General features: G+C 68.9%; 13 protein-coding genes. 6 read left to right on the top strand and 7 right to left on the bottom strand.

The genetic code is table 11. The annotated features are described in order from the left end of the window. Nucleotides 1–120: 120 nt before the first annotated feature. Nucleotides 121–501: a DUF4124 domain-containing protein gene (locus OC534_RS06290; RefSeq protein ID WP_136003602.1), complete on the bottom strand. Its 381-nt coding sequence runs from the start codon at nucleotides 499–501 to the stop codon at nucleotides 121–123. 112 nt (nucleotides 502–613) lie between these two features. On the opposite strand from OC534_RS06290, the gene pssA reads away from it, so the two are divergent. From pssA to rimI, 3 genes are read left to right on the top strand one after another with little or no spacing between them, the layout of a single operon-like run. Further along, complete coding sequence (pssA, locus tag OC534_RS06285) at nucleotides 614–1,393, top strand: CDP-diacylglycerol--serine O-phosphatidyltransferase (RefSeq protein WP_136003604.1); 780 nt, start codon at nucleotides 614–616, stop codon at nucleotides 1,391–1,393. Between the two features lie 8 nt (nucleotides 1,394–1,401). Then, nucleotides 1,402–1,866, top strand: coding sequence for a hypothetical protein (locus OC534_RS06280; protein ID WP_262071591.1), 465 nt, complete (start codon nucleotides 1,402–1,404; stop codon nucleotides 1,864–1,866). Further along, on the top strand, nucleotides 1,863–2,360 hold the full coding sequence (gene rimI / locus OC534_RS06275; RefSeq protein ID WP_017356293.1) for a ribosomal protein S18-alanine N-acetyltransferase: 498 nt from the start codon (nucleotides 1,863–1,865) through the stop codon (nucleotides 2,358–2,360). The genes OC534_RS06280 and rimI overlap by 4 nt, the downstream gene beginning before the upstream one ends. A gap of 7 nt (nucleotides 2,361–2,367) precedes the next feature. Here the strand turns inward: rimI and OC534_RS06270 are convergent, their stop codons facing one another. The 5 genes from OC534_RS06270 to OC534_RS06250 all read right to left on the bottom strand — a co-directional run bounded on the left by OC534_RS06270 (nucleotide 2,368) and on the right by OC534_RS06250 (nucleotide 8,327). Continuing rightward, on the bottom strand, nucleotides 2,368–3,192 hold the full coding sequence (locus tag OC534_RS06270; RefSeq protein ID WP_262071573.1) for a DMT family transporter: 825 nt from the start codon (nucleotides 3,190–3,192) through the stop codon (nucleotides 2,368–2,370). Between the two features lie 99 nt (nucleotides 3,193–3,291). Continuing rightward, nucleotides 3,292–6,060, bottom strand: a complete 2,769-nt coding sequence (locus tag OC534_RS06265) for a valine--tRNA ligase (RefSeq protein ID WP_136003609.1) — start codon at nucleotides 6,058–6,060, stop codon at nucleotides 3,292–3,294. Between the two features lie 43 nt (nucleotides 6,061–6,103). Then, the gene (locus OC534_RS06260) at nucleotides 6,104–6,292 is read right to left on the bottom strand and encodes a YqaE/Pmp3 family membrane protein (RefSeq protein WP_017356290.1); all 189 of its coding nucleotides are present in this window, start codon (nucleotides 6,290–6,292) and stop codon (nucleotides 6,104–6,106) included. Between the two features lie 45 nt (nucleotides 6,293–6,337). After that, the gene (locus OC534_RS06255) at nucleotides 6,338–6,763 is read right to left on the bottom strand and encodes a DNA polymerase III subunit chi (RefSeq protein ID WP_017356289.1); all 426 of its coding nucleotides are present in this window, start codon (nucleotides 6,761–6,763) and stop codon (nucleotides 6,338–6,340) included. Between the two features lie 85 nt (nucleotides 6,764–6,848). Continuing rightward, nucleotides 6,849–8,327 (bottom strand): leucyl aminopeptidase, encoded by a 1,479-nt coding sequence (locus OC534_RS06250; protein ID WP_136003611.1) that lies wholly within the window; start codon nucleotides 8,325–8,327, stop codon nucleotides 6,849–6,851. A gap of 104 nt (nucleotides 8,328–8,431) precedes the next feature. Here OC534_RS06250 and lptF point away from each other — a divergent pair, with 104 nt between their 5' ends. Together lptF and lptG are read left to right on the top strand one after the other, a co-directional pair. Next, nucleotides 8,432–9,511, top strand: coding sequence for an LPS export ABC transporter permease LptF (lptF, locus tag OC534_RS06245; RefSeq protein WP_017356287.1), 1,080 nt, complete (start codon nucleotides 8,432–8,434; stop codon nucleotides 9,509–9,511). Beyond that, nucleotides 9,508–10,614 (top strand): LPS export ABC transporter permease LptG, encoded by a 1,107-nt coding sequence (gene lptG / locus OC534_RS06240; RefSeq protein ID WP_017356286.1) that lies wholly within the window; start codon nucleotides 9,508–9,510, stop codon nucleotides 10,612–10,614. Before lptF ends, lptG begins: the two co-directional genes overlap by 4 nt. A gap of 159 nt (nucleotides 10,615–10,773) precedes the next feature. On the opposite strand, the gene OC534_RS06235 is transcribed toward lptG, so the two are convergent. Continuing rightward, nucleotides 10,774–11,247, bottom strand: coding sequence for an RDD family protein (locus OC534_RS06235; RefSeq protein WP_262071572.1), 474 nt, complete (start codon nucleotides 11,245–11,247; stop codon nucleotides 10,774–10,776). Nucleotides 11,248–11,317: 70 nt separating this feature from the next. Between OC534_RS06235 and xerD the strand changes: the two genes are divergently transcribed. Continuing rightward, nucleotides 11,318–12,295: a site-specific tyrosine recombinase XerD gene (gene xerD, locus OC534_RS06230; RefSeq protein WP_166473630.1), complete on the top strand. Its 978-nt coding sequence runs from the start codon at nucleotides 11,318–11,320 to the stop codon at nucleotides 12,293–12,295. Nucleotides 12,296–12,379 lie beyond the last annotated feature (84 nt).

The raw sequence follows: 12,379 nt of genomic DNA, 5'->3' as shown, positions 1-12,379 counted from the left end.
TACATTCTGCCAGCCCGGCCCCGATCGACCAACGGTCAGCGGGGACGGGGCGGACGGGACTGCCGGGACGGCGGGCCTGGCGGCGGTCGTCTGCGCGGGACGGCGACGGCCCCGGCCCGCTCAGCCGGCGGGTTTGCAGTAGGCCTTGATCGCCGCTTCGGCCAGCGTCTTCTGCGCGCCACGCTGTTCGTCGTTCAGGGCGGTTTCGGCCTTGCCGTCCCCATCGGTGTCCTGCATCACCGCGCCCTGGCCGTTGAGCAGGGCCAGGTTGCTGCGGGCGGTGGTGCAGTCGGTCGATTCGGCGGCGGGCGCCGCAGCCTGGGCGCGCGGGCCGGCCGGGTCGCGGTGCTGCACCTGGCGCGTCTCGAAGGTCTTGCCGGCCGGCGGCTTCTCCGAGTACTGGGTCACGCCGTTGGCGTCCTTCCACTTGTAGACGGTACCGGCACTGGCCGTGGCGCTGGCGAGCAGCAGCAGGCAGCACAGAGAGGGCAGGGCACGCATGGCAACTCCGGGCATCAGGGCAGGTGCGCGATTGCAGCATTCCGCCGGCGTGCTGGCAAGCCGGGCCGCCCGCACTGCCCCAAAGAGCGCCGCACCCACTAAACTGGCCGGCATGGATGAGATGAAACCCCCGCCGCGCAACCGCAGCATCTACCTGCTGCCGAACCTGTTCACCACCGCAGGCCTGTTCGCCGGCTTCTACGCGATCATTGCCGCGGCCAACGGCGATTTCGTCAACGCCGCCATCGCCGTGTTCGTGGCCGCCGTCATGGATGGCCTGGACGGTCGGGTCGCCCGCCTGACCGGCACCAGCAGCGAATTCGGGGTGCAATACGACTCGCTGGCCGATCTGGTCAGCTTCGGCATGGCCCCGGCGCTGGTGATGTACCACTGGTCGCTGTCCTGGCTGAAGTTCGACGATCCGGTGATGGGCCGGGTCGGCTGGGCGGTCGCCTTCCTGTATGCCGCCTGCGCGGCGCTGCGCCTGGCCCGTTTCAATACCCAGGTCACCGTGGTCGACAAGCGCTGGTTCATCGGCCTGGCCAGCCCGGCCGCGGCCGGGCTGATGATGTCCTTCGTCTGGGCCTTTGCCGACGGCAACCTGGGCTGGGACGGCAACCAGCTGCGCTACGTGGCGCTCGGGGTGACCCTGGTGGCCGCCCTGCTGATGGTCAGCCGGATCCGCTTCTGGAGCTTCAAGGGCAGTGGCGAGAAGGGGCCGCGCGCCGACCGCGTGCCGTTCCTGGCGTTGGCGCTGGTGCCGATCGGCATCGCCATCATGGTCATCGACCTGCCGCGCGTGCTGTTCGCGGTGGGCGTGCTGTACGCCCTGTCCGGTCCGGTGTACTGGCTGTGGCAGCGCACCCGCAAGACGGCCGAGCCGGGCGCGTGAGTTCGCCGGTGCTGCCGCCGCTGTGGTCCCCGGCGCAGCAGTCGTGGCTGCAGGCGATGGGCTACACCGTGTTCGTGGATGGCAGTGTCGCGCCCGAGCCGATGGTGGCGCCGGCGGCGCAGATCGACCGGAGTGCGGCGCCGGTGGTGGCGCGCGCACCGGTCGCACCGGATACCCGGCCTGACATTGCCCCGGTCGCCGCGCCGGCCGACGCACCGGTACGGCGTACCGCCCCGCTGGCGGCCGAGGCGCCCCCGGCGCCGGCGCGCGCGCGCGCCGGTCGCCGCCCGGCGGTACAGATGCCCGACCGCCTGCAGATTGCCCTGCTGCGCGCCTCCGGCTGCAACCCCAACGCACCGGAGACCCAGGCCCTGATGGCCGGTTGGGCGCTGGACGAACTGCGCGGCAATCCGGCCGCCAAGCGCGCGCTGTGGCCGCAGTTGCGCGCCCTGCGCCGGCAGGGCCGGTCGTGAGCGCGGTCAGCTCACCGCGGCCGCTGTCGTTGCGCGCGCTGCGCGAGAGCGATCTCAACGCCGTGATGGCGATCGAAGTGCGCGGGTACCCCTATCCGTGGACCCGCGGCATTTTCCAGGACTGTCTGCGCGCCGGTTACCCGGCCCTGGCGCTGGAGGACGACGGCCTGCTGATGGGCTATGGCGTGCTGAGCATCGCTGCCGACGAGGCACATGTGCTCAACGTCTGCGTGGACCCGCTGTGCCAGTCGCGCGGGCATGGCCGCTTCCTGCTGCGGGCGCTGGTCAAGCTGGCGCGCGACCACGGCGCGCAGCGGGTGTTTCTGGAGGTACGTCCGTCCAACACCCCGGCAGTGGCGCTGTACCACAGCGAAGGATTCAACGAGATCGGCCGCCGGCCGCGCTACTACCCGGCCCGCGATGGGCGCGAGGATGCGCTGGTGATGGCGATGGAACTGGTCGACGACGACATCCAGGCGATGCCCCCGCTGTAGGCGGGCATCACGCGATCCGCAGCACCGCCGCGCCCAGCACGATCACTCCCGCGGCGATCCAGCGCTGGCGGTCTACCCGCTCGCGCAGGACGAACGCGGAGATCAGGATGCCGAACAGGATCGAGGTTTCGCGCAGCGCCGCGATCATCGCCACCGGCGCGATGGTCATCGCCCACAGCGCGAGCGCATACGACGTCAGTGTGCCGACACCGCCGACCACGCCATACCGCCAGTTGCGCCGTGCGTACGCCCGCAGCGACACCGCGCGCGTGCACAGCGCCCACACCGGCAGGGGCAGCCCGGACAGCAGGAACAGCCACAGGGTGTAGCTCAACGCGGCACCGGACTGGCGCGCGCCCCAGGCATCGACCAGCGTATAGGTGGCGATGACACCGGCATTGAGCAGCGGCAGCCACAGGTGCTGCCGCGACCGGCCGCGGGTCATGGTCAGAATGCCCAGGCAGACCAGTGCGATGCCGGCCCAAGCCAGCGGCGGCAGCGGCTCGCCGACCACGACAGTGGCGACCAGCGCCACCAGGATCGGTGCGCAGCCGCGCATCAGCGGATACGACGCACTCATGTCCGTGACCCGGTAGGTGCGGGCCACCAGCACGTAGTACGTCACCTGCAGCAGGGTCGATGCCGCCAGCCACGGCCAGCTCACGCGTGCCGGCGCCGGCAGGAAGGGCAGGACGAGGGCGGCGATCACGGCCGCCGAACCGGTCACCAGGATCGTGGTCAGCAGCGTGTCGCTGCCGCGTTTGACGATGGCATTCCAGCTGGCATGCAACGCCGCGGCGAACACCACCACCAGAAAAATGGTCAACGACATCGTGTCGGTACGCGCGCCGTGTCAGGGCACCCATGATGCCAGCAGCGGCGGTGGTTGACCGGCAACCGGGGATGCGTGGACGCATCCCCGGTCAGTGCATCACAGCTTGGCGCGTTGTCCGCGCAGGCCGGCAAGCTGGGCGGTCCAGTCGACCAGGCGCACGCGCTCCTGCTCGACCACGGCCGGCGGGACCTTGTCGGTGAACTTCGACAGCTTGGTCTCGCTTTTTTCCTTTTCCGCCTCGACCCGGGCGATTTCCTTGTCCAGGCGCGCACGTTCGGCCCCGAGATCGACGAGGCCTTCCAGCGGCACCAGCAGCAGCAGGTCGCCCACGATCGCCGTGGCGGCCGGCGGGATCTCGCCGTCATCGGCCAGCCACGCGATGCGCTCCAGCTTGAGCAGGAACGACAGCGCGGAGGTGAAACGGGCGATCCGCGCGCGGTCGTCGTCGTTGCCACGCTGCAGCAGCAGCGGCACCAGCTTGGACGGGGGCACGTTCAACTCGCTGCGCACGCGGCGCAGGGCGCTGACCATCGACTTCACCCATTCCACGTCGGCTTCGGCACGGGCGTAGTCGCCGGCGAATTCGTCCGCCACCGGGTACGGGCGCAGCGACACCGTGTCTTCGGTGATGCCCAGACGCGGGGCGACCTGGCGCCACAGCTGTTCGGTGATGAACGGGGTCAGCGGGTGCAGCAGGCGCAGCAGCGCCTCGAGCACGTAGAGCAGGGTGTGGCGGGTGCTGTTGGCATCGTCGGCGTCGGCACCGTTGAGCGCCGGCTTGGTCAGTTCCAGGAACCAGTCGCAGAACTCGTTCCAGGCGAACTCGTACAGGCACTGCGCCAGCAGGTCGAAGCGGTAGTTGGCGTAGTGCGTCTGCGCCTCGGCCGAGACCGCGGCAAGACGCGCCAGGATCCAGCGCTCGGCATCGGTACGCGGCTGCGGTGCGCCGGTGAAGCAGCTGCCCTCGGTGTTCATCAGGGTGAAGCGGCTGGCGTTCCACAGCTTGTTGCAGAAGTTCTTGTAGCCCTCGGCGCGGTTCATGTCGAACTTGATGTCACGGCCGTGGGTGGCCAGCGCGGCGATGGTGAAGCGCAGCGCATCGGCACCGTGGGCAATGATGCCGTCCGGGAACTCCCTGCGCGTGGCCTTCTCGATCTTCGGCGCGTCCTTGGGCTTCATCAGGCCGGTGGTGCGCTTGGCGACCAGGTCCTCGATCGAGATGCCGTCGATGATGTCCAGCGGGTCGAGCACGTTGCCCTTGGACTTGGACATCTTCTGGCCCTGCGCATCGCGGATCAGGCCGGTGATGTACACGTCCTTGAACGGAATCCTGCCGGTGAAGCTGTCGGTGGCCATGATCATGCGGGCCACCCAGAAGAAGATGATGTCAAAGCCGGTGATCAGCACCGACGACGGCAGATAGCGCTCGAAACCGCGCGCGTCCATCGCCTGCTCGTTCGGCCAGCCCAGGGTCGAGAATGGCCACAGCTGCGAGGAGAACCAGGTTTCCAGCACGTCGCTGTCCTGGTGCAGGGCGATGTCGGGGCCGAGGTTGTTCTTCGCGCGGGCGTCCGCTTCGTCGCGGCCGACGTAGCAGGTGCCGGCATCGTCGAACCACGCCGGAATGCGGTGGCCCCACCACAGCTGGCGGCTGATGCACCAGTCCTGGATGTTCTCCATCCAGTGGCGATAGGTGTTGATCCAGTTGGCCGGCACGAACTGGATCGAACCGTTCTCCACCAACTCCAGGCCGCGCTTGGCCAGCACGTCCATTTTCACGAACCACTGGTCGGTCAGGTACGGCTCGATGACCTGCTGGGTACGGTCGCCACGCGGCACCTGCAGCTTGTGCGCCTTGGTTTCGACCAGGATGCCCAGGTCTTCCAGCTCGGCCAGGATCACCTTGCGCGCCTCGTAACGGTCCAGCCCGCGGTATTTCTCCGGGGCGTTGTCGTTGATCGCCGCCACCGGGGTGAACAGGTTGATCATCGGCAGGTTGTGGCGCAGGCCGACCTGGTAGTCGTTGAAATCGTGCGCGGGGGTGACCTTGACCACGCCGGTACCGAACTCGCGGTCGACATAATCGTCGGCGATCACCGGGATCTCACGGTCGGTCAGCGGCAGCTTGACCATCTTGCCGATCAGGTGCGTGTAGCGCTCGTCCTCGGGGTGCACCATCACTGCGGTGTCGCCGAGCATGGTTTCCGGGCGCGTGGTGGCCACGGTCAGGCTGCCGCTGCCATCGGCGAGCGGATAGCTGATCGACCACAGGAAGCCGTCTTCCTCCACGCTCTCCACTTCCAGGTCGGAAATGGCGGTCTTCAGCACCGGGTCCCAGTTGACCAGGCGCTGGCCACGGTAGATCAGGCCCTGCTCATGCCAGCGCACGAACGCCTCGACCACCGCCTCGGACGGCTGCGGGTCCATCGTGAAGGTGCTGCGTGACCAGTCGCTGGAGGTGCCCAGGCGGCGCATCTGGCGCTCGATGGTGTCGCCGGACTGCGCCTTCCACTCCCACACTTTCTCGATGAAGCCCTCACGGCCCAGCGAATCGCGGCTTTCGCCATTGCCGGCCAGCGCCAGGTTGCGCGACACCACCATTTCGGTGGCGATGCCGGCGTGGTCGGTCCCCACCTGCCAGAGGGTGTCGTAGCCGCGCATGCGGTGATAGCGCACCAGCGCATCCATCAGGGTCTGCTGGAAGGCATGGCCCATGTGCAGCGTGCCGGTCACGTTCGGCGGCGGCAGCAGGATGGTGTACGGCTTGCCCTTGCCGGACGGCTTGAAATGACCGGCCTTCTCCCACCCGTCGTACAGGTCGGTCTCAAAGGTGGCGGGGTCGTAGCTGGAGGCGAGTTGGGTCATGCGGAAACCGGGATCGAAGACGGGAGGTGGGGGTGCCGGAGAATCAGCGGCCGAGGGCGCGCCGGATCTTCTGGTCGGTATGGAACTGCGAGACCGCGTAGGCGGCCCAGATGGCGGCCGGCAGCCAGCCGATCAGGGTGATCTGCAGGATCAGGCAGAGGATGCCCGCAAACGGGCGACCGATGGTGAAGAACGACAACCAGGGAAAGATCAGGGCAATCAGCAGGCGCATCAAGGGTCTCCGGACGCAGCGGGCACCCGCGCGGGGTGCCGGGCGTCACATGTCGTATTTGTTCAGGTCAAAGCCCAGCGCCTTGTACTGGCGCCAGCGCTCGCGCAGCGGCTCGCGGGCTTCCGGGTCGGCCGGCACCACTTCCAGCACGCGGTCGCAGCTGGCCAGGTAGGGGTCGTCGCGCAGATTGATGACCAGCGGGCGGGCCGGGGCGTCGGTGCCGGGCGCGGCGATCAGCACCAGTGCCTCTTCCTCGTCGACGTCATCGCCGGCGATCTGGTGCGGAATGTAGGCATCGTCGTCGAACGCCCACAGCAGTTCGTCCAGCGCTTCGGCCTGGGCCTGGTCGCGCGCCAGCACCAGGGTGAACAGCCCGGCGTCGTTGGCCTTGCGTGCCAGCTCGCAGACCAGGCGCAGGGGCTCGGTCAGGAAGCGGGGCTTGGCGATCAGGTAGAAATCAGCACGGGACATGGGCAGGCCTGGAGCGGAGGGGAATGCCCGGCAGCCGGCCGGGCGGGATCGGAGCGGCCGGTCGGCCGCCCCGATCGACACGGCATCAGGCGCGTGCGACCTGGTCCAGCAGCCACTGGCTCAGCAGGCCAACCGGACGGCCGGTGGCCATGCCGCGCTTGCCTTCGTCACTGGCCACGCCGGCGATGTCCAGGTGGGCCCAGCGCTGGCCTTCGGTGAAGCGCGACAGGAAGCAGCCGGCGGTGATCGCCCCGGCCCAGCGGCCGCCGATGTTGTAGACGTCGGCGAAGCTGGAATCCAGCATCGGCTGGTACTCGTCCCACAGCGGCAGGCGCCAGGCGCGGTCGAACACGTGCTCGCCGGCGGCCAGCAGTTCATTGGCCAGGTCGTCGTGCTTGGTCATCAGGCCGGCGGTCTGGTGGCCCAGGGCGACCATGCACGCACCGGTCAGGGTGGCCACGTCGACCAGGGCGGCCGGCTCGAACCGCTGCGCGTAGGTCAGGGCGTCGCACAGGATCAGGCGGCCCTCGGCGTCGGTGTTGCCCACTTCGATGGTCTTGCCGGACATCGAGGTGATCACGTCGGACGGGCGGTAGGCATTGCCGTCGATGGCGTTCTCGACCGCCGGTACCACCACCACCAGGTTCAGCGGCAGCTTGGCGGTGACCGCGGCCACGAAGGTGCCGATGACGTTGGCGCCACCGCACATGTCGTACTTCATCTCTTCGATGCCGCCCTGGGTCTTCAGGTTGACGCCGCCGGTGTCGAAGGTGATGCCCTTGCCGACCAGCACGTACGGCTTGGCGTCGCCGCCGTTGCTCCACTTCAGCACGACCAGGCGCGGGCGGTTGGCCGAGCCGCGGGCCACGGCCAGCAGCGACCCCATGCCCAGCGCTTCCATCTGGGTCTCGTCCAGGATCTCCGCATCGGCGCCGGCGTGGGCCTGGGCGAAGGCGACAGAGGACTCGGCCAGGTAGGCCGGGGTGCACAGGTTCGGCGGCAGATTGCCCAGCTCGCGGGCGTACTGCACGCCGGCGGCGATGGCCTGGCCCTGGGTCAGCGCCTGGGCGTCGTCGCCGGCGATGGCCAGGGTGGTCAGGCCCGGTTCTTCGGCCTTCTTCTTGCCCAGCGTGGCGCTGTAGCGGTACGCGGCGTGGTCGGCGGTGATGATGGCCTGGCGGATGTTCCAGGCGGCATCACGGCCCTTTACCGGCAGTTCGGTCAGGGTGAACAGCGCATGGTGGTTGACGCCGCTCTTCAGGGCGCGGCTGGCGTCACCGACCGCCTTGAGGTACTGCGGCACGCCGAATTTGGCGGTTTCGCCCAGGCCGACGACCAGCACGCGCGGTGCGGTCACGCCCGGCAGATCGTGCAGCAGGGTGGTGTTGCCGGTCTTGCCGCCGACGTCGCCGCGGGCGACCAGCGCCGACAGACGGCCACCGGAGGCAGCATCCAGGGCCTGTGCCGCCGGGCTCAGGGACTGGTCGGCAAAGGCGCCGACGATGACGCAGTCGCACGCGGCGGTGGCCGGTGCTGCGCGGTTCAGGGTGAATTCCAGGGCCATTGATCAGATTCCGTTGGCAAATCCGTACAATCGCGAGCTGTTTACGCCCAGCCAGTAGACTGGACCATGCCGCGAACGAATCCGAGAGTTTAAACCACCGCCCCATGTCGAAGCTCGATCGCTATCTCCTGCGTGATTTCCTCCAGAGTTTCCTGGCCACCCTGATCGTGCTGCTGGTGGTGAGTGTCGGTGGTGTCCTGGTGGACATCCTCGGCAACATCGCCGATGGCCGGCTGCCCGCCCGCCTGCTGTTCTCGCAGCTGGGCCTGCAGTTCATCGTGTACATGCCCCTGATCCTGCCACTGGCGCTGATGCTGGGCCTGCTGCTGGCCACCGCCCGCCTGTACCGCGACTCGGAGATGGCGGTGCTGACCGCCATCGGGGTCGGGCCCCGGCGCCTGCTGCGCCCGCTGATGATGCTGGTGCTGCCGGTGATCGCCGTGATCGGGCTGTGCTCGCTGTGGCTGGGCCCCTGGGCCGACCGTACCGGCGAGAAAATGATCGACGAGGCCAACCGCAGCATCGTCATGGCCGGCCTGGAGGCGGGCAAGTTCACCTCGCTGCCCAATGGCGGGGTGGTCTATCTGTCCTCGGTGTCGCCCGATGGCACCCAGCTGGGCAAGGTGTTCATGCAGCGCCAGAAGGGCGACCGCATCGAGGTGGTTTCGGCCGACCGTGGCCGGATGTTCTTCGAGGGCGAGCGCCAGCGCTATCTCGAGCTGGACGATGGCCACCAGGTGGAAGGCCCGGTCAACGGCGGCCTGGACTACAGGCTGGTGACCTTCGCGCGCAACGATGTGGCGCTGCCGGACGGGGCCGACACGCGCAAGGACGACGATCCGGAGCTGTTGACGACAGGTCAGCTGCTCGGCGATGACCGGCCGGCGGCCCGCGCGCAGCTGCACGCGCGCATCGCCCCGCCGCTGATCGCGCTTGCCTTCGCGCTGATGACGCTGCCGCTGGCACGCAGTTCGCCGCGCCAGCAGCGCTACGGGCGGATGATGCTGGCGTTCCTGGCCTACATGGTGGGCATGAACCTGATGTTCATCGGCACCCGCTGGATCGCCGATGGCAAGGTGCCCGGCAGTGTGGGCCTGTGGTGGCTGAGCCTGCCGTTGCTGGCGCTGGCCATCTGGATGTATTTCCGCGACGGCAAGCTGTCGCGTCCCCGGAGGACCGCATGAAACTGCGTCCCATGCGGTTTGATTTCTATCTGGGCCGGGCGGTGTTCGGCACGGTCCTGCTGACCTGGGCGGTTCTGGTCGGGCTGGACGTGGTGATGGCGTTCTCCGGCGAGTTCAAGGACGTGGGCAAGGGCAGCTATACGGCTGGCCATGCGGCGGCCTGGGTGCTGTACACGGTGCCGCGCCGCGCCTACACCTTCTTCCCGACGGCCGCGGTGATCGGCGCGCTGATGGGGCTGGGGCAGCTGGCGGCCACCTCGGAACTGACGGCGCTGCGGGCGCTGGGTCTGTCGCGCAAGCGGCTGAGCGTGTCGGTGGCAGTGGCGCTGTCGCTGCTGACGGCGGTGATGGTGTTCAGCGGCGAAACGCTGGGACCGTGGGGCCAGAGCAAGGCCGACGACATCAAGATCAGCGCGCGCTGGGGCAGCACGCTCAGCGCGGCGCGCTACCAGGGCGTCTGGGCGCGCGAAGGCGACACGTTCCTGAGTGCGACCAGTGGCGATGAGCAGCTGCAGGCAGGGGGCGGGACGCGCCTGGTCCTGCACGATGTGCGCCTGTACAAGATCGGCGACGATGGGCGTCTGGCCTCGCTGACGCACGCGGCAACGGCCGAGCACGATGCGCAGGGCTGGGTGCTGAAAACGGTGCGCCGGGATACCTTCGGCGACCGCTCGGCAACGCGCCAGACCGTGGCCTCGGAGCCGTGGGATTCGCGGCTGGATGCGGCGGCGCTGGCCACGGGCATCGCCAAGCCGCGCAACCTGACGGCGATGGACCTGCGCAACAGCATCGAGTACCGCAAGCGCAACGGGCTGGATGCGCGCGATTATGAAGACATCTACTGGAGCCGCTGGTTCTATCCGCTGAACGTGCTGGCGCTGTGCCTGGCGGCCGTGCCGTTCGCGTTCGGCTCGCTGCGCAGCGGCGGCATGGGCAAGCGCCTGTTCCTCGGCATCCTGTTCGCGCTGGGCTTCTGGTTGCTGCAGTTGTTCTTCGGCCGCATGGCCGGCGCGCTCAAATTCGATTACCGCATCGCCTACGCGCTGCCACCGATCGTGATGCTGGTGGTGTCGGGCATGCTGTTCCGGCGGAAGTCGGGGTAAGCGGCGTCAGGCGTCAGGCGTTAAGCAGAAGCAGGGCGTGCGGCGTTTTGGTTGTCCCGGGGCAGGCGTGTCCCGCAGCCCTGGGGTACGGGTACCCAGCGCGGGAACACCTGAAACGCTGCAGTTGCCTTCGCTTCGGTGCTTCGGTGCTTCAGCGCTTCAGCGCTTCAGCAGGCGCACCAGTCGCGTGCCGCTGGCGCGGTCGTGCCAGGTCAGGCGCTGGCGGTCGAGCAGGGCCCACCACAGGCCCAGACCGCCGAGCAGTACCGAGAGGGTGCCCACGCTGTAGCGCAGCCAGAGCTGGCGGCGGGTGGGCGGCGTTCCGTCGGTGTTGACCACCTGCAGCCGCCACGGCCGCATGCCCAGCGTCTGGCCGCCGCGACGCCAGCTCCACGTCGCGTACAGGCCGGTGACCAGCCAGCAGCACAGCCACAGCAGCCATTGCAGCGTACTGAACGGCGCGATGTTGTCGCGCGCCGCGTGCCCGGACAGCGTGTAGCCGGCCACGAACAGCGAGCTGACCAGCATCCACAGTGCGAGTGCGGGGAAGAAGTCGTACAGCAGTGCCAGCAGGCGCCACAGCAGCAGCGAGGCGGGGCGGATCGCGGCGGGGGCATCGGCGGTGGTGACCATGCCGCGAGCATACCCGGGCATCGGCCCGGCGTGGATGGCCGGCGCGCGCCGCGCTCCGTATGCTGATGGCATGTCCGATGTCTCCACCCCGGCGCAACGTCGCCAGCTGGTCCAGCACCTGCCCGCGCTGCGCGATGCCGATGCCGCGGTCATTCAGCATTTTCTTGACACGATCTGGGCCGAACAGGGGCTCGCGCGGGCCTCCCTGGACAGCTACCGGCGCGATCTGGAAGGGCTCGCGCGCTGGCGTGACGGGCGCGCCGGTGGCCTGGCCGCGATCGACCGTGCCGGTCTGTTCGATTACCTGGCGTGGCGCGCGCAGCATGGATGGTCGCCGCGCAGCAACGCACGTCTGCTCTCGGCCCTGCGCGCGTTCTTTGCCGATGCCGTGCGTCGCGGCCGGCGCGCCGACGATCCCACCGCCCTGCTGGACCCGCCGCGCCTGCCACGGCTGCTGCCCAAGGCCCTGGCCGAAAGCCAGATCGATGCGCTGCTCGATGCTCCCGACATCGACGATCCGATCGGCCTGCGCGACCGGGCCATGCTCGAACTCATGTATGCCGCCGGCCTGCGCGTCAGCGAACTGGTGCACCTGCCCGCCAACGCGGTCAACCTGCGCCAGGGCGTGCTGCGCGTCACCGGCAAGGGCAGCAAGGAGCGCCTGGTGCCACTGGGCGAGGAATCCCAGCATTGGCTGGAACGCTACCTTGCCCACTCGCGCCCGCGGCTGGCCGGTGGGCGCAGCGTGCCCGGCGGCCAGGACGGCAGCGTGCCGATGTTCCTCGCTCCGTCCCTGCAGCCGCTCAGTCGCCAGCAGTTCTGGGGGCTGGTGAAAAAGTATGCCGCCCTGGCCGGCATCGACCCGGTCCGGATCAGCCCGCACGGGCTGCGGCACAGCTTTGCCACCCACCTGCTCAACCGCGGTGCCGATCTGCGCGCGCTGCAGATGCTGCTTGGCCACAGCTCGCTGTCCACCACCCAGATCTACACCCTCGTCGCGCGCGAGCACCTGCAGAAGCTGCACGCCCGGCACCATCCGCGCGGCTGACCCGCCCCCGGCGTGCAACGCATCACTGTTCCGCTGCCGTGCAGCCGGGCGACGGCCCGGCTATGCGAGAATCCCGGACCTTCT

Origin of the sequence: Stenotrophomonas sp. Marseille-Q5258, from assembly GCF_946900935.1 — a bacterium.
GTDB lineage: Bacteria > Pseudomonadota > Gammaproteobacteria > Xanthomonadales > Xanthomonadaceae > Stenotrophomonas > Stenotrophomonas nematodicola.
This window is presented reverse-complemented; position numbering and strand designations above follow the sequence as displayed.

What these genes read in the sequence shown, in the direction of transcription:
- OC534_RS06290 (WP_136003602.1), bottom strand. Translation starts at nt 501, where the DNA reads ATGCGTGCCCTGCCCTCTCTGTGCTGCCTGCTGCTGCTCGCCAGCGCC.
- pssA (WP_136003604.1), top strand. Translation starts at nt 614, where the DNA reads ATGGATGAGATGAAACCCCCGCCGCGCAACCGCAGCATCTACCTGCTG.
- OC534_RS06270 (WP_262071573.1), bottom strand. Translation starts at nt 3,192, where the DNA reads ATGTCGTTGACCATTTTTCTGGTGGTGGTGTTCGCCGCGGCGTTGCAT.
- OC534_RS06265 (WP_136003609.1), bottom strand. Translation starts at nt 6,060, where the DNA reads ATGACCCAACTCGCCTCCAGCTACGACCCCGCCACCTTTGAGACCGAC.
- OC534_RS06260 (WP_017356290.1), bottom strand. Translation starts at nt 6,292, where the DNA reads ATGCGCCTGCTGATTGCCCTGATCTTTCCCTGGTTGTCGTTCTTCACC.
- OC534_RS06255 (WP_017356289.1), bottom strand. Translation starts at nt 6,763, where the DNA reads ATGTCCCGTGCTGATTTCTACCTGATCGCCAAGCCCCGCTTCCTGACC.
- OC534_RS06250 (WP_136003611.1), bottom strand. Translation starts at nt 8,327, where the DNA reads ATGGCCCTGGAATTCACCCTGAACCGCGCAGCACCGGCCACCGCCGCG.
- lptF (WP_017356287.1), top strand. Translation starts at nt 8,432, where the DNA reads ATGTCGAAGCTCGATCGCTATCTCCTGCGTGATTTCCTCCAGAGTTTC.
- lptG (WP_017356286.1), top strand. Translation starts at nt 9,508, where the DNA reads ATGAAACTGCGTCCCATGCGGTTTGATTTCTATCTGGGCCGGGCGGTG.
- OC534_RS06235 (WP_262071572.1), bottom strand. Translation starts at nt 11,247, where the DNA reads ATGGTCACCACCGCCGATGCCCCCGCCGCGATCCGCCCCGCCTCGCTG.
- xerD (WP_166473630.1), top strand. Translation starts at nt 11,318, where the DNA reads ATGTCCGATGTCTCCACCCCGGCGCAACGTCGCCAGCTGGTCCAGCAC.